This window comes from Anaerococcus prevotii DSM 20548, from assembly GCF_000024105.1.
GTDB lineage: Bacteria > Bacillota > Clostridia > Tissierellales > Peptoniphilaceae > Anaerococcus > Anaerococcus prevotii.
In genome coordinates, this window is the sequence record NC_013171.1 from 525594 (window position 1) to 549550 (window position 23957).

The 23957-nt window shown below is 35.7% G+C and carries 18 protein-coding genes; 12 read left to right on the forward strand and 6 right to left on the reverse strand.

Features of this window, described 5'->3' with window-relative positions; translation table 11 throughout:
• Positions 1–626: 626 nt before the first annotated feature.
• From APRE_RS02445 to APRE_RS02485, 9 genes are all read left to right on the forward strand, one after another.
• Entirely contained in the window at positions 627–1568 is a 942-nt protein-coding gene (locus APRE_RS02445) for a metal ABC transporter substrate-binding protein (protein ID WP_015777419.1), read from the forward strand.
• Positions 1561–2223 carry a metal ABC transporter ATP-binding protein gene (locus APRE_RS02450; RefSeq protein WP_015777420.1) on the forward strand — a complete coding sequence of 221 codons (663 nt, stop codon included), beginning with the start codon at positions 1561–1563 and terminating at the stop codon, positions 2221–2223. The genes APRE_RS02445 and APRE_RS02450 overlap by 8 nt, the downstream gene beginning before the upstream one ends.
• A 6-nt stretch (positions 2224–2229) precedes the next feature.
• Positions 2230–3024 carry a metal ABC transporter permease gene (locus tag APRE_RS02455; protein WP_015777421.1) on the forward strand — a complete coding sequence of 265 codons (795 nt, stop codon included), beginning with the start codon at positions 2230–2232 and terminating at the stop codon, positions 3022–3024.
• Between the two features lie 10 nt (positions 3025–3034).
• Positions 3035–5326 (forward strand): DUF5633 domain-containing protein, encoded by a 2292-nt coding sequence (locus tag APRE_RS02460; RefSeq protein ID WP_015777422.1) that lies wholly within the window; start codon positions 3035–3037, stop codon positions 5324–5326.
• A gap of 391 nt (positions 5327–5717) precedes the next feature.
• A complete protein-coding gene (locus APRE_RS02465) occupies positions 5718–6647 on the forward strand; it encodes an ABC transporter permease (protein WP_015777423.1) in 930 nt (309 codons plus the stop codon).
• Position 6648: 1 nt separating this feature from the next.
• Positions 6649–7674: an ABC transporter permease gene (locus tag APRE_RS02470; RefSeq protein ID WP_015777424.1), complete on the forward strand. Its 1026-nt coding sequence runs from the start codon at positions 6649–6651 to the stop codon at positions 7672–7674.
• 6 nt (positions 7675–7680) lie between these two features.
• Positions 7681–8679 carry an ABC transporter ATP-binding protein gene (locus tag APRE_RS02475; protein WP_015777425.1) on the forward strand — a complete coding sequence of 333 codons (999 nt, stop codon included), beginning with the start codon at positions 7681–7683 and terminating at the stop codon, positions 8677–8679.
• Positions 8669–9652: an ABC transporter ATP-binding protein gene (locus APRE_RS02480; RefSeq protein WP_015777426.1), complete on the forward strand. Its 984-nt coding sequence runs from the start codon at positions 8669–8671 to the stop codon at positions 9650–9652. The genes APRE_RS02475 and APRE_RS02480 overlap by 11 nt, the downstream gene beginning before the upstream one ends.
• A gap of 1 nt (position 9653) precedes the next feature.
• Positions 9654–11312 (forward strand): peptide ABC transporter substrate-binding protein, encoded by a 1659-nt coding sequence (locus APRE_RS02485; RefSeq protein WP_015777427.1) that lies wholly within the window; start codon positions 9654–9656, stop codon positions 11310–11312.
• Between the two features lie 63 nt (positions 11313–11375).
• On the opposite strand, the gene APRE_RS02490 is transcribed toward APRE_RS02485, so the two are convergent.
• On the reverse strand, positions 11376–12332 hold the full coding sequence (locus APRE_RS02490; protein WP_015777428.1) for a DMT family transporter: 957 nt from the start codon (positions 12330–12332) through the stop codon (positions 11376–11378).
• Positions 12333–12554: 222 nt separating this feature from the next.
• On the opposite strand from APRE_RS02490, the gene APRE_RS02495 reads away from it, so the two are divergent.
• Positions 12555–13799: a YkvI family membrane protein gene (locus tag APRE_RS02495; protein ID WP_015777429.1), complete on the forward strand. Its 1245-nt coding sequence runs from the start codon at positions 12555–12557 to the stop codon at positions 13797–13799.
• Positions 13800–13857: 58 nt separating this feature from the next.
• Here APRE_RS02495 and APRE_RS02500 read toward each other — a convergent pair whose 3' ends face one another.
• On the reverse strand, positions 13858–14244 hold the full coding sequence (locus tag APRE_RS02500; protein ID WP_015777430.1) for a hypothetical protein: 387 nt from the start codon (positions 14242–14244) through the stop codon (positions 13858–13860).
• A gap of 135 nt (positions 14245–14379) precedes the next feature.
• On the opposite strand from APRE_RS02500, the gene treP reads away from it, so the two are divergent.
• Both treP and treC read left to right on the forward strand, forming a co-directional pair.
• Positions 14380–15825 (forward strand): PTS system trehalose-specific EIIBC component, encoded by a 1446-nt coding sequence (gene treP, locus APRE_RS02505; RefSeq protein ID WP_015777431.1) that lies wholly within the window; start codon positions 14380–14382, stop codon positions 15823–15825.
• A gap of 8 nt (positions 15826–15833) precedes the next feature.
• Positions 15834–17495 carry an alpha,alpha-phosphotrehalase gene (treC, locus tag APRE_RS02510; RefSeq protein WP_015777432.1) on the forward strand — a complete coding sequence of 554 codons (1662 nt, stop codon included), beginning with the start codon at positions 15834–15836 and terminating at the stop codon, positions 17493–17495.
• A gap of 58 nt (positions 17496–17553) precedes the next feature.
• On the opposite strand, the gene APRE_RS02515 is transcribed toward treC, so the two are convergent.
• The 4 genes from APRE_RS02515 to APRE_RS02530 all read right to left on the reverse strand — a co-directional run bounded on the left by APRE_RS02515 (position 17554) and on the right by APRE_RS02530 (position 23920).
• Entirely contained in the window at positions 17554–18321 is a 768-nt protein-coding gene (locus tag APRE_RS02515) for a hypothetical protein (RefSeq protein ID WP_015777433.1), read from the reverse strand.
• 2 nt (positions 18322–18323) lie between these two features.
• Positions 18324–19442, reverse strand: coding sequence for an SPFH domain-containing protein (locus APRE_RS02520; RefSeq protein ID WP_015777434.1), 1119 nt, complete (start codon positions 19440–19442; stop codon positions 18324–18326).
• 220 nt (positions 19443–19662) lie between these two features.
• Entirely contained in the window at positions 19663–20892 is a 1230-nt protein-coding gene (locus APRE_RS02525; protein ID WP_015777435.1) for a sortase, read from the reverse strand.
• Positions 20893–21208: 316 nt separating this feature from the next.
• Positions 21209–23920 carry an ABC transporter ATP-binding protein/permease gene (locus tag APRE_RS02530; RefSeq protein ID WP_015777436.1) on the reverse strand — a complete coding sequence of 904 codons (2712 nt, stop codon included), beginning with the start codon at positions 23918–23920 and terminating at the stop codon, positions 21209–21211.
• Positions 23921–23957: the final 37 nt, after the last annotated feature.

Here is a 23957-nt window from a genome sequence, read left to right on the forward strand (position 1 = left end):
GAAGTCCTCAATGAGCCGGACGGGCTAATGCTGAGTCCGAAAAACTAAGATAAAAGGTCATGAAATGGCCTTTGAGAGGATACTCTCACTAATAAATTATAAAACAAAGGCAAGCTTTCGGGCTTGTCTTTTTTTGTGCAGATTTTCCTTCTACTATTAAAATATATCTTGATTTGGCCCTAATTAAAAAGCTAAAGTAGTAATCGATTCTTTATAATAAAATGGTCTACTAGAGATAAAAAGATTCTATATTAGTTAATTTAATTTATAAATTTAATAATAAGACTTTTAAAATACTATTTAAATGCTGAACTTTCTAGTTTCTTAGGAAAATTATAATATAAGCAAATTAATTACAAAAGCTAAGTTATGAATCTTTTAATTTCATGACTTATAGACAAATGGGAACACGGAAAGACAAATATGGAAAAGTCTTACTTTATGTACTCATGAATTGCAGGATAATTAAAAAATTGTATAAACCATTTCTCATGACCTCAACTAAACTATTATATTTAATAGATGGTTGTTTTTTTATCTAATAAAACTCCTTAATTCTATTGCAAATGATTTGCACTAGGTGTATGATAATTACTATCGCAAACAATTTGCATATAGGAGGATATATGAAAAAGAATTTTAAAAGTTTACTTGTTGTATTTCTCCTTGCCCTAGTTTGTATGATTTCTTGTGGCAAGGAAGAGAAGAATATAGAAAATACAGCTACTAATGAGCAAAACACAGAAGGTAAGAAGACTATTTATGCTAGCTTTTTTCCAGTAGCTGAGTTTGTAAAGATGATTGGTGGAGATAAGGTTGAAGTTAAAACCATCATAAAAACGAGCGAGGAGCCACATTCTTTTGAGCTAACTAGTGATGCTATGAAAGAAGTTCATGGAGCTGACCTTATAGCCTATAACGGAGCAGGGATGGAGTCATTCATTGATGATTTGAAGGCGAATATCAAGGATGATGATAAGTTTTTGGACCTTTCAGCTGGTCTTAACTTACTTGATTCCTCCAAGGAAGGATCTGATATGACTTCAATAAATCCTCATACTTGGCTTTCTATCAAAAATGCCAAAGTCATGGTGGATAATATTTATAGGAAACTTTCTGCCATGGATCCAGATAATGAAGGCTATTATAAGGAGAATTTGGACAAGGCCCTTGCAAAGTTTGATGAACTTGATAAGAAATTTGAAGATGGACTTTCTAATGTCAAATCCCAAGAGAAATATTTTGTAGTTTCTCATGCCGCCTTTAATTACCTAGCAGATGATTATAATCTTAAGCAGGTTGCTGTAACAGGAATTTCTCCAGATGAAGAGCCATCAGCCAAGGATCTTAAGACAATTGCAGATTTTGTGAAGGAAAAAAATATCAAGACAATCTTTTTTGAGGGCAAGGCCACACCTAAGGTTGCAGAAACCTTAGCAAAAAATACGGGCACAAAGACATCCACCCTCTATACCATGGAAAACCTTGACGATGATATGGTAGCTAAGGGATATGTTGGCCTTATGGAGGACAATCTCAAGGCCTTAGTAGAATCATTCAATGAATAAGCCAATTTTAAAGGTAGAAAATCTTAGCTTTGCCTACGACAAAGATCTAATTCTTGATGGTATCAATTTTGAAATAAAAGAGGGAGATTTCGTGGCCCTTGTTGGGGCAAATGGTGTTGGAAAATCTACTCTCCTAAAGGTAATTTTGGGAGAGCTAAAGGCTAAGGAAGGTCATATAGAAATATTTTCTGATGACATAAGAAAGGATAAGCATTTTAGGGACCTAGCTTATATTTCTCAAAATGCCGTTACTTCCTATAGGAATTTCCCGACAACTATTGAAGAAGCGATTAAAATCCACATTTCTTACCAAAAAAAGAAAATAGAGCCAAAAGATTTGATGGAAAAGCTAGGTCTTTGGGATCATAGAAAGAAGGCCCTAAGCGATTTGTCAGGTGGACAGATTCAAAGATTTGCTATAAGCCTAGCCCTAATAAAGGATGCAAGTTTAATCCTTTTAGATGAACCAACGACTGGAATTGATGAGGATTTTGCTAATGAATTTTTTAAAAGCTTGATCGCTCTTAAAAAAAGTGGCAAGACCATTTTGATAATTACCCACCAGCTTGATATGGCAGCTGTCTTCGTAGATTATGCTATTAGAATAAAGAAGGGTAAAGAAAAGATTATAAGCAAAGATGAGCTTAGTTTGTGAGGAAATATGCTAGATATATTAGAATATGAATTTATGCAAAGGGCCTTTATTGTTGGAGGGCTATTAGCTTTGATTTTGCCATGCATGGGCCAATTAGTTCTTCTTAAGAGGCTTTCTATGATTGGAGATACCCTATCTCACTCATCCCTTGCAGGGCTTACTATTGGTCTCGCCTTTGGTTTTAGTCCAATCCTTGCGGCGATTATTGCTTGTCTTCTTGCAGGCTTATCTATAGAGCTTATTAGAAATAAATTAAAGGCCTATCAAGAGATTTCGACAGTAATAATTCTTGCAGCATCAATTGGTCTTGCTGGAATATTCTCATCCATGGTCAAAAACACCAATGCGATATCATCTTACTTATTTGGATCTATAGTGACCATCTCGGATGAGGAGTTTTATTTGGTAATAGGAGTTGCTATATTTGTACTTTTGGCCTATATGCTTTTGTACAAAAGCCTTTATTTAACTATTTTTGATTCTCAAGCGGCTAAGATTATGGGAATTAATGTAAGACTTATAAATATTTTTATAACTTTCTTAACGGCCATTGCAGTATCAATTTCAGCTAAGACAATAGGGTCTTTGATAGTATCATCAATCTTAGTTATACCCAGTATTTGTGCAATGCAATATGCCAAGACTTACAAAAATACATTAATATTATCGATAGGATTCTCGATAATTTTTGTATTTTTAGGACTTATAATATCTTATTACCTAGACTTAAAACCAGGCTCAGTCATAGTATTGATATCTGTATTATGGTTAATAATAAGCCTTTTTATAAAGAAAAAATAAAGGAGAAATAATGAAAAATAAGAAAAAATTAGGAAGAGCAGTCCTACTTGCTTGCCTATTTGCAACAAGCCTTAGCGCCTGCTCCCTATTCAAGAATAAAGAAGCAAAAACACTTGTAAATCAGCCAGTAAAAACAAGTGAAATAGGAAAATATGTGGCCAAAAAATCATCCATCAAAAAGGATAAGACTACAGAAGTCCTAGTGGATGCTGAAATAAAAAAAGAAGACATAGTAAAGATTGTAAAACACGGTGATCACTGGCATGTCTTCACCAAAGATGGTAGAGAAAAGATAACCTATACCGACCCAAGCAAGATGGAAAGTATCAATAACTTTGATATGGTAAGTGTAGTAGGCAAGAGTCAGTTAAAAAATAAAGATGTAGTTGCAATTAAAAAGCACGGCGATCATTACCATGTTTATTTAGCAGATGGAACAGAATATCTCACCTATGAAAATCCATCAGCTCTTTTTCCAAACATCCCAATTGGAACCTATGTAGGAAGTCACGGTTCACAAAAATCTAACTGGACTAAGGCAGAAAAGAGAGCCCAAAATATAAAAGTGAAAGAAAGGCTTGAAAGAGATGATGAAAGAGTAATAAAAATCCTAAAACACGGGGACCACTACCATATTTACACATCAAAGGGCAATGAATTTGTAACTTACGAAGACCCAAGAAGCCTCTATCCAAATGCATCATACGGAATTTATCAGGGTAGCCATGGTAATAGAAAAGAAATGATAGCCAAAATACTCGAAGAAGATAAGGAAAAGCAAGCAAATAAGAAGGGCAAAATAGTAGATAAAAAACCAGAAAAACTACAAAAAGATAAGAAATTGATAAAGGTAGAAGATGAGAAGAAAACTCATAATGTAGTAAAAATTCTAAAACATGGGGACCACTACCATATCTATACAAAAGATGGAGATGAATATATAAGCTACACAAATCCATCAAGCCTTTATCCAGACATTCCAATTGGTACTTATCATGGAAGCCATGGCGATGTAAATAAAGAAAAAAATAATAATAAAGCTGAGGATAAAAAAGAAAATCCTAAAAAACCAGACCAATATGGGCCTGGACACACGGGAGCTTATAATAAATCAAGGATAGAAAACTTAAAAATAACCAATATCCTAGGCAAGGAAAAAGTTGACCGTTATGATATAGTAAAAATCCTAAAACATGGCGACCACTACCATATCTATGATTCCAAAGGTAGAGAAGGGGTAACTTATGAAAATCCTCAAGATATATATCCAAAAGCAAACTTTGGTCAATATGAAGGAAGTCATGGAAATCATAATGATGACAGAAAGGACTTCACCTGGCCAGAAGGCATCACAAAAATAGTAGACCACGGTGACCATTGGCATCTCTACAGGGGAGATAAGGAAGTAGGAGTTGTAACAGAAAATCCAAAGTCTCATTACCCAGATGCCGAATATATCAATGATTCAAAAGACTATTCTCAGGTAGAAGTAAATGATGGCGACCTATTTTCTTATGATAGCGTCAAAGGCAAAAAAATAGCAGGCATAGAAAGAGTATTTGACGATAGGTTTAAATTGATGGAAAACTACGGAAAAATAACTGATGGCAAGGCAGCTTTCGGTCCAGGAGGTCAATATAAGGGGGGCGATGTCTTCTATTGGCTCCATGGCGACCACTATCATTACCTAAGCATAAAAGATTTAGTTAAAATGGAAAAAGCTGGAGAATTAGGAGATTTTACAGCTAAAGATATAGTAGCTACTCTAAAATACAAGATGGAAAATCCAGAAGTAGAAATAGGCAAAGACTATGACGACGAAAAATCAGAAATTTTAAGATATAATATAATAAGATTTTTGAAAAGAGCCTACCCAGAAGCCGATGTAAGCAATATCGAGTTAAACTTCTATGTATACGGGTCAGAAGATTTAGTCTTCCATATAAGTGACTTCGAAGAAGTAGGTGGCAAAGTAGTCTATAAAAATGGAAATCTTCCAGAAATGAAAAAAGAAGAAAAAGATAAGTCAGACGAAAAAGAAAAAGAAGAGTCTTCAGAAAATAATAAAGAAGAAGAGCTTGAAAATAAGGAAGAAAAAGAAAGTAAAGATAAGGAAGAAAAGAAAGAAATAGATCCAGAAGAAAAAGAAGAAAATTTAGAGAAAGCTCAAGATGGTTATGAAAGCAAGGAGAAAGCAGAAATAGCTGCAAAAAAAGCCCTAGAAAGCGACTTTGCAAACAACGATTATGACATAATCCAAGGACCAAATGGTAGGTGGTTCTATAACTTGAAAGTGAGCTAAAATAAAGAAGCACTCGGCTATAAAAGTCTGGGTGCTTTTAACTTGGAAAATTTTGGAGAACATTGGATTTTGACCATAACTTTACTAATAAGATAGACAAACTAGGCAAATTAATTAAAAAAAGTTAAAACTTTACAATAATTATGTGATGATTTCTTACATAAAATCTTCAAAATATAGAGTAATAAAGCAAATATATTCAAATTATTTAATAAAATTAGAAAGATAATCTAAAATTAAACTTTTAAAAAATAATTATGATATAAAAATATATATAAAAACCTTTTAAATCACAATAATAAGCTCTTGGTAACAATTTCACTTAACTACTTTAATATGCTTGCAATTTATCGTGATATAGTATATAATTATTCACAACAAGGAGGAGAAAATGTTTAAGTACATAATTAAAAGAATTTTACAAGCTGTGGCAGTTTTGCTTCTTGTAACTTGTATAACCTTTTTCCTGATGAAATTAGTTCCAGGATCACCATTTGCAAGTGAAAAAATGCAATCACCAGAAGTACTAGAAGCTCTAAACAAAAAGTACGGCTTGGATGAACCTTATTTGGTTCAACTTAAGAAATTCATAGTAAATGCAGCCAAGGGAGAGTTTGGAGTATCTTTGAAAATGCAAAAAGACAGACCTGTTATTGATATTATTAAAGAGATGCTTCCAACTAGTGTAAAGCTAGGGCTAATTGCTCTCTTTTGGGCGACTCTTGTAGGAGTTCCCTTGGGATCTCTTGCAGCCTATCATAGGGACGAGGGCCTAGATTCCTTCCTAAGAGTTCTAACTACTATAGGGATCTCTGCACCAGGCTTTGTTGTAGCGACACTTTTGCTTTTGCTCTTTGGAGTTAAGCTAAAAGTCCTACCTACCATGGGTCTTGATAGCTGGAAATCTTACATAATGCCTTGTTTTTCTCTAGGATTTTATCCTATGTGTTATATAGCAAGACTTTCAAGATCATCTATGTTAGATGCTATCGGCCAAGATTATATAAGGACTGCTAGAGCTAAGGGAGTTTCAGAAAGGAAGGTTTTGTTTAAGCACGCTTTAAAGAATGCTTTTATACCAGTTCTTACCTACCTAGGACCTCTCACAGCAGGAATTATTACAGGTTCTATGGTGGTTGAGTCAGTCTTTTCTGTCCAAGGACTTGGAAGATATTTTATAAACTCAGTACTTAATAGAGACTATCCAATAATCATGGCGACAACATTGTTTTTTGCCTTTATGGTAATAGTGATGAATCTAGTAGTAGATATACTCTATACCTTTATAGATCCAAGGATAGATTTGAGTAAGGGAGAATGACATGGATAATATTTTATCTTTGAATAAAAAATTAAAATTAGAAGACTTTGACTTAAGCTCAGATGATTTTGATCTAGCAAGTGAAAGTCAAAAGGAAAATTTCATAAGTAAAGCTCCATCAACTTCCTACTTCCAAGATGCGAAGAGGAGACTAAAGGCAAACAAGGTAGCTATGGTTTCCCTAGCCTTTTTGATAATCATTTTTATCTTTGCCTTTCTAGGACCTTTATTTGTAGAAGGAGATTATACGACTCAGTTTAGGGGAGATGAGAATTTATTTCCTTGCTGGAAATATCCTTTTGGTACAGACAAGCTAGGTAGAAATATAATGGTTCGTACTATGTATGGAACAAGAGTTTCTCTCATAGTTGGAGTCTTTGCTTCCTTGATTGTTTTAATCATTGGTACGATTTACGGTTCTATTTCAGGATATTTTGGAGGAAAAGTAGATGCGGTAATGATGAGAATCCTAGATTTAATTTATTCTATACCAGATGTATTGGTAGTAATATTATTATCTATAGGAATATCTCAACCCCTTAAATCATATGTTAACTCATCTACTTCGGATTTTGCCAAGAAAATAGGAGTCCTAGGACCGGCCCTTATATCGATATTTATTGCCTTTGCCCTACTCTACTGGGTGGGAACGGCAAGAATTATAAGAGGACAAGTGCTAATGCTTAAGAAACAAGAGTTCGTAACAGCAGTTGAAGCCCTGGGAGGATCTAAGAGAAGGGTAATAAGAAGGCACCTTTTTCCAAACTGTATAGGCCAGGTCATAGTAATGACAGCCATGCAAATTCCTTCTGCTATATTCCTAGAGTCCTTCCTATCATTCTTAGGAATAGGAGTTTCAGTTCCGATGACTTCTCTTGGAGCCCTTGCAGCGGATGCCTTGGGAGGAATTTACTCCTATGCTTATAGGCTAATCATTCCATCATTGATATTATCCCTTATGATTTTATCCTTGAACTTGTTCGCAGATGGACTGAGAGATGCCCTAGATCCAAGGCTTAAAAAGTAGGTTATTATGGAAAATTTAAATAAAGAAATGTTAAAAATTGAAGACCTTAGTATATCTTTCTACACTCCAGTAGGAGAGGTCAAGGCGGTAGATTCTATAAGCTACACTCTCCATGAGAATGAAATCATGGGGATCGTTGGAGAATCAGGTTCTGGTAAATCAGTAGAAAGTTATGGAATTATGGGACTTTTACAAAGTCCAGGCAAGGTCAAAAACGGGAAAATCCTATACAAGGGAGAAAATGTCCTAGATTATGATAAAAAGCAAATGTCATCTTTTAGGGGAGCTAAGTGCTCCATGATCTTCCAAAATCCGATGACTTGTCTTAACCCAGTCTATACAATAGGTAACCAGCTTATGGAGGCTGTCTTAGTTCACAAGGACAAAAGTAAAAAAGAAGCCTATGATCTGGCAGTCGAAATGCTAGATCTTGTAGGAATATCCAATCCAGAAAGGCGAATGAAGCAATATCCTCACGAGCTTTCTGGAGGTATGAGACAGAGAGTTATGATTGGTATGGGGCTAATTTGTAAGCCCGATATCCTTATAGCTGATGAGCCAACTACAGCCCTAGATGTTACAATCCAAGCTCAGATTCTTGAACTTATCAAAGATATACAAGAAAAAAATAAGATGAGCGTAATTTTTATCACTCACAACCTGGCTGTAGTTGCTCAAATATGTGACACAGTTAGTGTAATGTATGCTGGAAGAATTGTAGAGCAGGGAAGTGTAGACGATATATTCTATAGACCAAGCCATCCTTACACCAAGGGCCTGCTTAAATCTATGCCAAGAATTGACGTAGGAGATAAGACAAGGCTTGAAAGCATCAAGGGAGTACCGGTAGATATGCTTAATCCACCAGAAGGATGTGGATTTTCTACAAGATGTGAGTCCTGTATGAATATATGTTTAAGAAAAGAACCTCCTATGATTGAACTAGGAGATGGACATAGGTCCAAGTGCTTCCTTCATGTAAAGGAGCTTTTAAATGCAAGATGAGAAATTATTAATAGTAAATAATCTAGTAAAACACTTTACAGTTTCTACAAGTTTTAACAATACAGTGAAAGTCCACGCAGTCGATGATGTGTCGTTTTTTATAAACAAGGGAGAGACCCTGGGAATTGTAGGAGAGTCTGGTTGTGGTAAGACAAGTCTGGGAAGGACAATCCTTAGACTACACGAACCGACTAGTGGCCAGATCATATATGACGGCGAGACGATCTTTGATAGAGATAAAGATATTAAGGCTGATATGTATAAGTTTAGGAGGAAAATGCAAATTATCTTCCAAGACCCATCAGCTTCCCTAGATCCAAGGATGACAGTGGCTGAAATTGTTGGAGAGGCTCTGGATATCCATGGACTATACAAAAAAAACAGGAGGGACAGAATCAATGAACTGTTAAGGAAGGTAGGACTAAACGAGGAGCATTCCAATAGATATCCTCACGAGTTTTCGGGAGGCCAACAGCAAAGGATAGGAATAGCAAGAGCCCTTGCGGTAGAACCAGAATTTATAGTCTGTGACGAGCCCATAAGTGCCCTTGACGTATCGATCCAAGCACAAATTGTAAACATGCTCCAAGACATGCAAAAAGATAGCGGGCTTACATATATGTTCATAGCCCATGACCTATCGGTAGTCAAACATATTTCGGATAGGATAGGAGTTATGTATTTGGGCAAGATGGTAGAGCTTGTAGATAGCGAAAGGCTATACGAAAATCCCCTTCATCCTTACACCCAATCACTTCTTACAGCAATCCCAATCCCAGATCCTAAAAAGACAAGATCTATGGAAAGGATTAAGCTAAAAGGTGAGGTCCCATCTGCAATCAACCCACCAAAAGGATGTAGATTCCACGAAAGATGCTTGTACGCTACAGATATTTGTAAAAGTAAAGAACCTGAATTTAAAGAGTATGAAAGTGGACACTTCGCAAGTTGCCACAATATAGGAGAATTTTAAAATGAAAGCAAAGAGTAAATTATTAATAGGCTTACTGAGCTTGTCTATGATATTTTCTGCCTGCGGAAATAACGATAAGGCAGATAATGGAAATGGAAACAATCAAGAGGTAGTAAATGAAGAAGAAGGCAAGAAGGACGGAGTCCTAGATATAAATATAGCAAGCGAGCCTGACTCAATAGACCCAGCCCTAAACACTTCAGTGGATGGAGCTATAATGATATCCCACCTATTCGAATCCCTAATCAGATGGGACGACGATGGGGAAGGTAATGCAGTCCTTAAACCTGGTATAGCGGAAAGCTGGGAAGTATCAGATGACGGTTTGACTTGGACCTTCAAGCTAAGAGATGCTAAGTGGTCTGATGGAAAGGAAATCACAGCAGATGACTTCGTGTATTCTTGGAACAGACTAGTAGATCCTGCAACAGGAGCAGACTATGAGTATATGCTAGATATGGTAAAGGGCTATGATGAGAAAAAGCTCGATATCTCTGCACCAGATCCAAAAACATTTGTAGTTAATCTAAATGTAAAATGTCCATACTTCGAAGAAATATGTGCCTTCCCTGCAGTAATGCCAGTAAGAAAAGACATCATCGAAGCTAACAAGACTTGGACAAATAGCCCAGAAACATTAGTATCAAACGGAGCTTACAAGCTAGAAAAGTGGGACCACAACTCTACTTTATCTATGGTCAAAAACCCAGAATACTATGATCAAGACTCAGTTAAGGCAGAAAAGTTAGCCTTCCACCTCCAAGATGACCAAAACGCAATCTATGCATCATATAGGTCAGGAGACTTAGACTTTATTAACTCAGTTCCACAAGAAGAAATCCAAAAACTTCTAGATACCAAAGAACTAAAGATAAAACCATATGTAGGGACATATTTCGTATGCTTCAATACTGAAAAAGAACCATTCAACGATCCAAAAGTTAGAAAGGCCTTCTCTCTAGCCATAGATAGAAACTTCATCGTAAACCAAGTTACAGGTCAAGGCCAAGAGCCAGCTACAGCTTACGTTCCATCTGGAGTATATGATGCCAAGGGAGCTGAAGGTGATGACTTTAGAACTGTTGGTGGAGATTATTACTCTATAAATGACGAAGATTACGAAAAAAATATCGAAGAAGCTAAAAAGCTAATGGAAGAAGCAGGCTATAAAGATGGCGAAGGCTTCCCACAAATCGATTACTTGTACAACACCGACGAAAACCACAAGGCTATAGCAGAAGCCCTACAAAACATGTGGCAAGAAAACTTAGGCGTACAAGTTAGCCTACAAAACCAAGACTGGAATGTATTCCTCAAAGAAAGAAAAGAAGGAAACTACAACATAGCAAGACACGGTTGGATAGCAGATTACAACGATCCAATGAGCTTTATAGATATGTGGCTAACAGGCGGTGGAAATAACGATGCCCAATACAAGAACCCAGAGTTCGACAAGTTCGTAAAAGCTGCCAAGGCTACATCAGATCCAGACGAAAGAATGGAAAATATGCACAAGGCTGAAGATATTCTTATAGGAGAAGATAACGTAGTTGCACCATTGTACTTCTACAACAACTCTTATATGATGAAACCAAACATCAAAGGCCTATACTACACACCACTAGGATACTTCTTCTACAAAGGTGCAGAAGGATTCTAAGATAAACAGTTTTCCCTCCAAAAACTGCCCTGCAGGCTAATCCCACAGGGCAGTTTTACTTTGCTATTTTTTTTCTTTAGTTTTGTCTTCTTCTTCCTTATTTCCGAAGATAAAGGAAAGTTTAGTTTCTGAAATTATTATAGCTATAAAGATCATTACAAAACCAATAATTGAATTAGTAGTTAATTTTTCTATTCCAAGCATTACAGGAATTAGAATACCAAATACTGATTCAAAACCTAAAATGATTGCTGCTGATGATTCATCTGTGTATTTTTGACCTACATTTTGTAGAAGTAGGGCAACTGTTGTACAGAAAATCGCAAGATATGCGAGCTCTAGGTAAGGTCCATTGCCATTAACAACGATATTTGAGTTATCTTCCATAGTGAAGGTCACGATTGCTGCAATAATGGCTGCAGAAGTGAATTGGAAGATTGTCATAAGTATAGGATCTTTCCCTTTAGATAAGACACTTACAGCTACGATGTGGGCTGCAAATAGGAAACCACTGAGTAGGGCAAGGCCATCTCCAAGTAGCATTTCCTTATCGGCATCGAAAATTGATGTTCCTGGCTCTACTCCAGATTTGGATATAAAATAAATACCGATTACTGCTATAATCGCTGCAATAATGTTAAACTTATCTGGTCTAACCTTAGTTACAGCCCAGGCTAGGAAAGGAACTATTACACAATATGATGCTGAAAGGAAGGCACTCCTACCAGGATCTGCGTAAGTTACTCCCAAAGTCTGTGAGGAATAAGCCATAAAGAGGAAGATTCCTATAATAAGACCTATCTTAAGATCGTGCTTACTAGCTTCTCTAATTTTCTTGTTAAATATTATAGCAAGAATTATTGCTGACAAACCGAACCTCACCATCAATATAAAGTTTGGGTTAAAGGTATCGGACGATTGCTTTACTACTGTTAGGGAAGAACCCCAAAGTATGGCCGTAATCAAAAGGCCTAACTTGGCCAGTAGGTCAACCTTCTTGCTTTTCTTTTGTTTTTCCATTCTGTCTCCTTCGTATTTTAGTTCGGATTATCATTGACCCTATATTTATACCCGAAAATTTGAATTTTGCATAAAAAATCTTAAGAGAAATTGAAAAATCTTCAAAACTTACCATAATTTTGCATAAAAGATAGAAGTAGATATAAAAAATAATTAACTTTTTAAAAGTATTTATATTTGAATAATAAACGAAAAAAAGTATCATAGTAAAGCGGAGGAATTATGAATAAAAAAATTATAAGAATAATGTTAGCCTATGTAGGAGTAATCACTGGAGCAGGACTAGCATCAGGCCAAGAGCTTATGCAGTATTTTGTATCAATGGGTATTCCTGGCATAGTCGGAGTAGTAGTACTCGCATTTTTACATATGTTAATAGGAGGACTCCTACTTCAACTTGGTAGCCATTATCTAGCAAATGACCATTCGGAAGTTTTTGATGAGATTACCAATAAGGTCATCAGTAAATTTATGGACTTATCCTTGATATTCACTTGCTTTGTAATAGGTTTTGTGATGATTGCAGGAGCTGGTTCAAACTTAAACCAGGCCTTTGGTACACCTAACTGGTTGGGAGCTGTGATCTGTGCCCTATTAATTATAGTTGTAGGTATGCTAGATTTTGAGAGGGTTAGTCAGATTATAGGATCTTTTACTCCTTTAATCCTAGTCTTTACCCTAATCGCTTCGATCTATACCTTTACCCATCACACACCTGACTGGAAAAGCCTTGACCTTGTTGCAAGGAGTCTACCAAGCAACTTCTCAAGCGTTACTCTTTCCCTATTCAACTATTTTGGTATGTCGATAATGACAGCTGTCTCTATGGCCCTAGTTTTGGGTGGAGATGAACTTAATACAGGAGAAGCTGGTATAGGAGGTCTTATTGGAGGTCTTCTAGTTGGAATATTGGGTATACTTATTGTTCTTACTTTGTTTATTAGGGTAAATGAAGTAAAAGATCTAGATATACCAATGCTCTATGTAATAGAAGATATAAGTCCAATCCTTGGAACTGTCATGGCACTTGTCATATTTGGCATGATATTTAATACAGGAATTTCTCTTTTCTATGCTTTGGCACGTAGATTTTCCGGAGGAGAAGAGAGGAAGTTTAAAATCCTTCTCGTAACTATAACACTTGCTGGGTTTATCCTAAGCTTTGGAGGATTTAAGAAGCTTGTATCAGTATTTTATCCAATCATAGGTTATGCTGGTATTATCATGCTAGTGATTTTAGTTTTTGCCTATCATAAGGAAAGAACTTCTATCAAGTATGAAAACATCAGAAGATTTGCCATCAATCATTATATGAGAAAGAAACTCGATGATGATATGGAATATACAAAAGAAGATAAGGAAAAGCTTAAAAGATTAATAGAAAGAAGCCATATAGAAAATAAGGATATGTTAGAAAAATCTGAAGAAGCTGTTCAAGAAATTTTGGACGAAGAAAATGAAGAATAAGAGATATTAATTTGACTATAATAGAGGAAGCTATGATAGATGATAGCCTCCTCTAATTTTATTTTCGGAAGGGATTTTTCCTTAATACGTAGAAATATTTGATCAATTCTTGGATTATAAATATGCCACTTGTAATATATAAAGCTATAAGGCTGTTCTCCTCTAGTAAAGAGCTCCTACCAGTCCCTCTATCAAAAATAAAGGCTGAGACTAGAATTATAAGGACTTCTATTAGAAATGAAGTTAGGTTAATCTTTAATCTTTCTTTGATCGTAATATCTAGTTCGATTTCCGTATTTAAAAATATTATTGGAAGCCAAGCTAGAACTATTAGTAGGATTATCTTTGAATTATCTATTGGAAAATAATTTATAACTAAGTTTATCAAAAGAAATACAGCGCTGATTGCTAGTAAGATTCTCTCCTTAACAAGATCTTTTCTCATAAAACCTCCTTTTTCTTCTATTAAATATCTACCCAAGACTTTTGATTTAAAATAAGTTTCTAATTTGCATGTAAGGCTAAATTATTTCGATAATTTTGGGTATAAGTACTATATGAAATATTATAAGGAGGACTTATGGGAAAATATACAGATGATGCGAAGCTTTTGCATCAATATATTGGAGGAGATAGTAATATCTCATCTGTTACGCATTGTGTTACCAGGATGCGTTTTGTACTAAATGATCCAAAGAAGGCGGATGTAGAAAAAATCGAAGATCTTCCTTCAGTGAAAGGATCTTTCACCCAGGCTGGCCAATTTCAGGTTATTATTGGAAACGATGTAGATGAGTTTTATAATGACTTCATGGCTATATCACACGCCACAGAAAAGAGCAAGGATGAAGTAAAAAAGGATGCTGTGAAAAACCAGAACGCCCTTCAAAGGGTATCTTCAGTCCTTGCGGAAATCTTTGCGCCTTTAATTCCAGCTATTATCGTAGGTGGTTTGCTCTTAGGTTTTAGAAATATTCTTGGAGAGATGCCTTTTGATAGTCTTGGAGGAAAGACAATCGTAGAGACTTCTGTTTTTTGGAATGGGGTAAATGACTTCTTGTGGCTTATATGTGAAGCAATCTTCCACTACCTACCAGTAGGGATCACCTGGTCTATCACAAGGAAGATGGGTATAACCCAAATTCTAGGAATTGTTCTAGGTATTTGTTTGATTTCACCTAACCTACTTGCCAATGCATATTCAATAGCAGGTGGGGGAGAAATTCCTGTCTGGGACTTTGGATTCTTCACAATAGAAAGAATTGGCTACCAAGCCCAGGTAATCCCAGCCATGCTTGCAGGCTTCCTCTTGGTTTATCTTGAAAGATTCTTCAAGAAGGTCATCCCTCAAGCAATATCAATGATTTTTGTTCCCCTATTTTCACTCATACCAACAGTACTTCTAGCTCACTTAGTCCTAGGTCCTATTGGTTGGAAGATAGGCTCACTAATCTCTGCAGGAGTATATAATGGATTGACCTCAGCCTTTAACTGGCTATTTGCTGCAGTATTTGGTTTCTTCTATGCGCCACTTGTTATTACAGGACTTCACCATATGACAAATGCAATCGACCTTCAGCTTGCAAATGACTTCGGTGGAACAATCCTTTGGCCAATGATTGCCCTATCAAACATTGCCCAAGCCTCAGCAGTAGTAGCTATAATCTACCTACACAGAAAAGACGAGAAGGAGAAACAAATCTCAGTTCCAGCAGCAATTTCTGCCTATCTTGGAGTTACAGAGCCTGCTCTTTTTGGTATCAATATCAAATACGGCTTCCCATTTATAGCGGGAATGATTGGATCTGCCCTTGCAGCGGTATTTTCTGTATCAACTTCAACCATGGCCTACAACATAGGTATAGGTGGACTTCCTGGAATTCTTTCAATAATGGGAGGATCTAGGTTAAACTTCGCCATATCCATGGCTATTGCAATAGTTGTGCCTGTAGTACTTACTGTAGTATTTGAAAAGAAGAAAATGTTTCATAACAAGATAGAATTTAAGACACCAAGTTTTAGCTAGGAGGTTAAATGAATCTAGGAAAACAAGTAATCTACCAGGCCTATCCTAGAAGCTTTAAGGATACGTCAGGAAATGGTATAGGAGACCTTAAGGGAATCTGCCAAAAGGTAGATTATCTAAAAGAGCTTGGAGTAGATATGGTTTGGCTCAATCCTTTCTTTATCTCTCCACAAAACGATAATGGCTACGACATAGCAGATTATTACCATGTAGACCCTTCCTTTGGGACTGATGAGGACCTTGATAATCTCATTGCAGAGTTTGACAAGGCAAATATTAAGTTAATGTTTGATATGGTACTAAACCACACATCGACAGAGCATGTTTGGTTCAAGAAGGCCCTAGCAGGTGATGAAAAATATCAAAGTTTCTACTATATAAGAGATGGAAAGGACGGGTCATATCCTACAAATTGGCAGTCCAAATTTGGAGGACCTGCTTGGAATGAGTTTGGAGATAGTGGAAAATACTATCTCTGCCTCTACGATAAGACCCAGGCCGACCTTAATTGGCACAATCCTGACCTTAGAGAAGAGCTTTACAAGATCGTAAACTATTGGATTGATAAGGGAATCGGAGGATTTAGATTTGACGTCTTAAATGTAATAGGGAAAAGCCAAATCTTAGAAGATTCTTCAGGAGATATAAGCGAGGAGAAAAAGCTCTACACAGACACACCTATAGTTCACAGGTGGATAAGGGAGCTTAACAAACATACTTTCGGGAAAAACGCCGAGATAATTACAGTAGGAGAGATGAGCTCGACTGATATAGAAAATTCTATCATGTACTCAGCAGCAGAAGGCGATGAGCTTTCCATGATCTTTAGCTTCCACCATCTTAAGGTAGACTACAAGGATGGGGACAAGTGGACTGACATGGACTTTGACTTTATGAAATTAAAGGAAATCCTAAACAAATGGCAGAAGGGACTCCAAGATGGGGGCGGTTGGAATGCTCTTTTCTGGAACAATCACGACCAGCCAAGGGCCAACAATAGATTTGGAGATGTTAAAAATTATCCGAAAGAAACAGCTACTATGCTTGCCCAGACCATCCATATGATGAGAGGAACCCCTTATATCTACCAGGGAGAAGAAATCGGAATGACAGACCCTGACTTTTCTTCAATTGATGACTACAAGGATATTGAAAGCATCAATGCCTACAAGGATTTATTAGAAAAAGGTAAAAGTTCCGATGAAGCTTTAAATATTATCAAGAAAAAATCTAGAGACAATTCTAGAACTCCTATGCAATGGGACGGCTCAGAAAATGCAGGCTTTACGACAGGAACTCCTTGGATAGGGGTAAATGATAATTATGAAGAAATAAATGCAGAAAAGGCCCTAGAGGATAAGGATTCAATATTCTATTATTACAAGAAACTAATAGAATTAAGAAAAGAAGAGTCTATAATCTCCGATGGTCTCTACTTCCTAATCCTTGAAGATGATCCTCATATCTTCGCCTACATCAGAGAATATGAGGGAGAAGTTTTAATCAATATGAATAACTTCTCAGGAGAGGAAGTTACAGTCGATCTTGAAAAAATCCTAGAAAATTATGATAAATTCGAATATCTCTTAGGAAATTATGGAGAAAGAAAAGTAGACAAAAAAATAAGGCTAAGGCCTTACGAAAGCCTTGCCTTTATAAAAAGAAGCTAGAAAATTACTTTCAAAATTAGCCCCTCTTAGCAAGATTTTGCTCGAGGGGCTAAATTTATTATTTAAGGGGAGATCCACAAAATTGGCATATGTATTTATCATCTTTTACTTCATTAACTCCACCACAATATTTACACTCGATTATTTCTGGGTCAGTACTTTTATCAGCATCACTATATACAGAACCTTCAATTAAAGGAGTGTGGATTATTTTTTTATCATAATCAATGTAGGTCGCTTCTAAAATATTGACATCGATTAGGTATTGCAATTCAGAACTTGCAATCTCGTAACTAGTATTAGAAGCTGCGGCTATGTCCTTTATATAAGGAGTTTTCCTATCTTTAATTATGCCTATATATTTATTGGCAAGACTTATTATATCAGCCTTATTTTTGTTAAGGGAGATTAATAAAAAACCTGCCGAAATAAATAAGAAACTGAAGAAAATTGATGAAAAAGTAAATTGGGAGAGACTTCCTAATAGATAAAGTCCTCCAAAAACCATTAGTCCTATGCCAAGATTTTTCCTTTTTTTGATTTCCTTTGCCATCTTATCGAGCTTATCTTGGATTATTCTTTGATGAGTAGGCTCGTTTTTTATGAGGTCTTGGTCTATTTTATAAGAATCGACCTTTTTATCCTTAGCTTCTCCATCATCCCTATAGTAATAATTATAAGTATTGCTAACGACATACTTATCAAAATTATCCTTAATTTTCCTTTTAGAAGTTAGTTTCTTAAAAATTAGGTAAAAACCAACTGGATAGAAGATTATTAACCAGATTGTTATTTTTAGCCATGAGATTTCTTTATTTCTTGTCATAATTATAGTCCTAATATTTCCTTTTTCTTTAGGGCAAATTCTTCTTCTGTGAGTATGCCGCTATCTAGTAATTTCTTAAGTTTAGTGAGTGTTTCTATTTGCTCGTCGATAGATAAGGATGTCTTCTTTGAAGAATTTTCTTCCCTCCTATTTTCTCCTTGATTAAAGACATCATTCATGGCAAAAACCATGCCAGCTCCATCGCCTAGGCCATGATCTTTAATGCCTTCTGCGATTTTTTGCTTGTATCTAATATCTGCGCTAGTTTGAGATATATTTTCATAAGAGAGCATATCCATCCTATTTTCGGAGAACTTATTTATCAAAAGCTTGGATTTTTCAGAAAAATCTATGCTATCAATTCCAATATTTACTAATTCAAAGCCGAATCTTTTAAGCCAAGAACCAGCATAAGATTCATCTTTAAGGATGAGATTTACAATATCCTTTGCCTTGGATGGAAGTTCTGATATCCTAAATTCTTTGGAAAATAAATTAATGCTAGATGTAAAAGATTGCAAGAACTCGGAATTAATTTGACTTCTAGCATTAAAATCGCCAAAACTATAGGAAGAAGCATTGGCAGGGAGGAAGTCATATATAAAAGTAGCTGGGTCATTGATTTTTATCGAATAATTTCCCCTAGCTATAACCTCCAGGTCAACTCCATAGAAAATGTCATTGTAAATAATAGGAGTCCTGGTTCCAAATTTTATATTTCTAATTTCTCTTAGATTGAGAAAGGCGATTTGTGAAGTGTTGGGATTAGTTCCTCCAAAAGAAATCCTATCGCTAAGTTGGCCTAAAATCGAAGAAGCGATTCCGTCCATATTAAAGATGGACTTTTGCCCTCCTTCGTAAATATAGGCACCAGGTTCTGCTATAACCTCTTCTATACCACCATTTGTAAATATAAAGGCACAAGTATTTAAGGGAACAAGAATTTTTGATCCGCTTGTTAAATAACCAACATCTTTTTTGTACTTTTTATCACCGCCATAGATGATGTAGCCAGGGCTAACAGCAGTATCTTCCTCAAACTCACCTACTGTTACGAGCTCCTTCCATTGGCTTGTCATCGTTTCACTAACAGATCCTTTTATAACTTGTACTATTCCCATATTGCCTCCTTATTTATCTCATATATGAATTATAGCAAAATAATTTGTAAAATAAAATACTAATCCCTAACAAAACCACTTACTAAACTAAGTAAGTCTAAAAAAATTATGGCGAGCCTTCTAGCAAAAATAGAAAACTCGCCCTTAGCTTTAATTATTATTAAATTATTTGAAAAATGCCCATAATCTTTAAGTCCTTATAAATTATAGGAACTTAAATTTATTTTTTTCTCTTTATAGAAAGGAAGGCTAAAGAGCTTGCGAATAAAGTGGAAACAAGCCCTAATGAAGACTCAACTCCTGTTTTAGAATTAGGAGCTGCTTGTTTATCTTCCTTCTTTTCTTGTTTCTTCGCATAGTTTTTATCCTTTGCAGCTGTTTTATCCTTAATAGAATCTTTATCTTTAATAGAATCTTTATCTTTAATAGAATCTTTATCTTTAATAGAATCTTTATCTTTAATAGAATCTTTATCTTTAATAGAATCTTTATCCTTAGTAGAATCTTTATCCTTTGTAGTTGTTTTATCCTTATTTTCAGTCTTATCTCCTTGCTTTGGACTTTCATTTATGGCAAAAACTAAATCTCCATTTTCAAAAAATGTCCCATCGGCAAGTTTTTTGAGGACTATAGGCTTGATAAATTTAGTATTTTCAGGCATATTAAGGATTTCTACTACATAACCGCCGTCAACTTCTATAATCTTATAATCAGCTTCAGGAAGTTTTTGTTTATTGTATTTTGGTGTAGAAGAACTAATCCCATCTACATTGACCGCCTCGTAATCTTCATCAGTTACATAATTCAATTTGATAAATTGATTTTTATTTTCACTAGCCTTCTTTAGTCCTTTTAGACTAGATTTGATAAATATCTTATTATCGTTAAGTAATGAATAATTTTTATTGTTGTGTGGGTTTGTCTTTGTTCTTTGACCAAGAACTTCAAAGTCAACCAAGGCCTTGTGGGTAAAATCCCTGAAAAGTCCTTGTTTTTTTCCATTTACTTTCTTAAAAGGAATTTTTTCAATTTCACTAAGCTTTTCTTGATCGATATTATTATCTTCAAGCAAGTCCCTTGATCTCTTTAAAGCATTTTTAAGCTCTTGTCTGCTATTTCCTTCAAACTTTATAGAAGGATTGTCAATAGCAGCTTCATCTAAACCATCAAGGTAGGCCTTGAGTTCTTCTTTGGCCTTTTTTACTCTTTCATCATCCACAGTTTCCTTTGTTGAAGAAGCCATATCGGCACTTTCACTTGAGTCGGTTTGAGGAGCTTTATTCTCATCGACTTTGCTTTCAACCTTATCCTTGTCAATTTCATCTAGAACTTTTTCTACTTCATCTATGTTAATAGATTCATCTGCCTTGCTTGTTGGAGCACTTAAACTCATGAAATTAACAGCCAATAACAAGGCTAGGGATAAGCTTACTTTTTTACTTATTTTCATATTTCCTCCTTTACTAATTAGACCTGTGACAAAAGTTTTTATATTTATTTTAAAAAAACTAAAAATAAAATGACAGATATTGTACACCAGTCATACATTAGTTAAGTATAGTATAATAAAAAAACAAGGACTTGTCAATAATGATAATCTCTTTCAACTACTTTGTTTTTAAGATAGTCTTATTTAGAAAAATATAAATCTATTATATTACTTATAACAAAATAATGGCTAAATTAAAATAATGCCTATAAGTTACAGATAAAAAACCGCCAAATCAATTGACCTGACGGTAATTATCATTTAATTATTAAGAAAGTTACTCGGCTGATAAGGCCTTTACTGGGTCTTTTTTAGCTGCAATACTTGATGGGATAATTCCTGCGATTAGGGTAAGTCCTACAGAAATTAATACCAGTATTAGTCCTGCCTTGGCTGGGAGGAAGGCTCTTATTTCTTCTATCCCACTCATATTTTGGATTAGCTTTGATAATGGAATATTTATTAGCATGGTAGCTCCAATTCCTATTAAGCCTGACAAGAGACCTATTATAAAGGTTTCTGATAGGAAGACTTTTCTTATATCCTTCTTGCTCGCTCCGATTGATCTTAAGATTCCAATCTCTTTTACTCTTTCAAGAACTGAGATGTAGGTTATTATTCCAATCATTATAGAGGATACAACAAGACTTACTCCGACAAAGGCTATCAAGAGATAGGATATGGCGGAGATTATTTGAGTAATTGATGAGGAGATTAGGCCTATATAGTCTGTGTAGGCGATCTTCTCATTTTCACTCTTACCATCGTTATATTCTTTGATGAAGTCCTTGATCTTGTCCCTATTTTCAAAGTTTTCAACATAGATTGAGATATTTGATGGGGCATCTTTGGATACTAGACCGAACTTTTCTAGGTTCTTGCTATAAGTCGCATCTCTTAGGAACTCATCGTAAATGTCGAGATAGAGATTTTTGTCGTTTTTGTCAAGGGCGTAGTCTATTAGAGCCCTATTATTATTTTTATTGTCTTGATTTTCTGCAAGAGCCATAGGATTCTTGCTTTGGATTTCTTTGGTTTTTTCGCTTAGCTCATCCATAAGCTCAGGTTTATTTCTCATTAGATAGGTGTTTACCTTCATTTCTTCCTTACTGTCTAGATTTTCTAGGAAGGATTTACCTATATTTTGTTTCTCCTCGACGCTTGATGCCGTAAAGGGAAGGTTATTGAGGATGTTTTTATCTTTATTCGCAAGTTGGGCCTTAGCTATTTCTGAATCTTCTACATGCTTTATAAGAAGGTCTGTTAGATCTCTGGAATAGGCTAGGGGAGAGTCTATGATTTGATTGTCATCGTTGGTCTTTTTCCTTGCTATTCCTACGATTTTGGCACTTATTGCCTTGTCAATTAATTCCTTTTTCTTAGCTTCATCGTCACTTATATCAATGAAAGAATCGCCAGATTTTTCGTAATAGTCTGATCCTGTGAGGATTTTGTACTCATGACCTATGATATCTTTTGGGCTAAGTTTTGCTTCTTTGATGTCGATTTTTTCCTTATTATCAAGTTTTGCTAAGATATCCTTGTAGTCCTTGCTAGGTAAAAGTCCAATCTCGTAGAGTCTTTGGGTCATGATCTCGTTGTTGTAATCTGTAAAAAGAACTAGGTCTGTGGCTTCCTTCGGCCAGCTTCCTTCTATTATTTCATAGTCATCTGTGATCATCTTTGAAACTTTACCGTCTTCTCTGCTTATAAGCTCGGTGAAGTTCTTGTTTGAAGATTGGGGTTTTAGGAGATTTGCCATAAAATTATCTTCCCTTTCCTCAAATTCTGATCCGTCTGTATTAATTAAATCTCCCTTTGGATCTTTGGTGAAGATATCAAAGTTTGTATCATAAGAATAGGTCACAAAATTGCCGCCGATTTCGTCGGATAGTTTCTTCTTGTTATCTTCCATGTATTTTTTGAAGGGAGTGAGGTTGTTTTCGCTGTAGGATGCGGAAAGCTCGTTTCTTCTTTTAAGAATCATGTTGTTTGAGATTACATCCTTAGTTGAATTGGCCTTATCTTTCCTTTCTGGAGGAGTTAAGATATTTTCTAGGTTTAAGGACTCCTTCTGAATCTGGATAGGGTAGGACTTTAGGGCATTTCTCTGACTTTCTGCTATAAAGTCATCCGCACCCTTTGATATAGAAATTATTAGGGCAATTCCTATAATTCCAATAGACCCCGCAAAGGCAGTAAGAATTGTCCTTGCCTTTTTGGTCAAGAGATTGTTAAAGGAGAGGTTAAGGGCTTGTTTTATTCCTAAATTTAGCCTTCTAGTCTTAAAATTTTCTTCATCATTTTTTTCCTCATAAGGGTCTGAATCATCAAGGATTACCCCGTCACGGATTTTGACAATCCTTGTAGAATATTTTTCGGCAAGTTCTGGGTTGTGGGTTACCATTATGACCAGCCTGTCCTTAGATATTTCCTTTAACAGATCCATAATTTGCTTAGATGTGTTGGTATCTAGAGCTCCTGTTGGCTCGTCAGCAAGGACGATTTCTGGATTGTTTACCAAGGCGCGGGCTATGGCAACTCTTTGCATCTGTCCGCCAGATAGCTCGGCTGGTTTCTTGTAGATATGATCTTTAAGTCCTACCTTATCAAGGGCTTCTATGGCTCGCCTCTTCCTATCTTCCTTCTTCACGCCAGAAAGGGTTAGGGCAAGCTCAACATTTGAAAGGATCGTTTGATGGCTTATTAGATTGTAGGATTGGAAGATAAAGCCAACCGAAACATTTCTATAATAATCCCAATCAGAATCCTTGAAGTTTTTGGTAGACTTACCATCTATCAAGAGATCTCCAGAAGTATACTTATCTAGACCTCCTATTATATTAAGCAGGGTTGTCTTACCACCACCGCTTCTTCCTAAGATGGAGACGAATTCATTTTTCCTAAAGGAAATCGAAACTTCGTCTAAGGCCTTCTGTTCGAAGTCGCCTGTCTTGTATATTTTTGTGATACTTTTAAGTTCTAACATATATCCTCTTTTCTATAGCAATATTTATACCCTAATT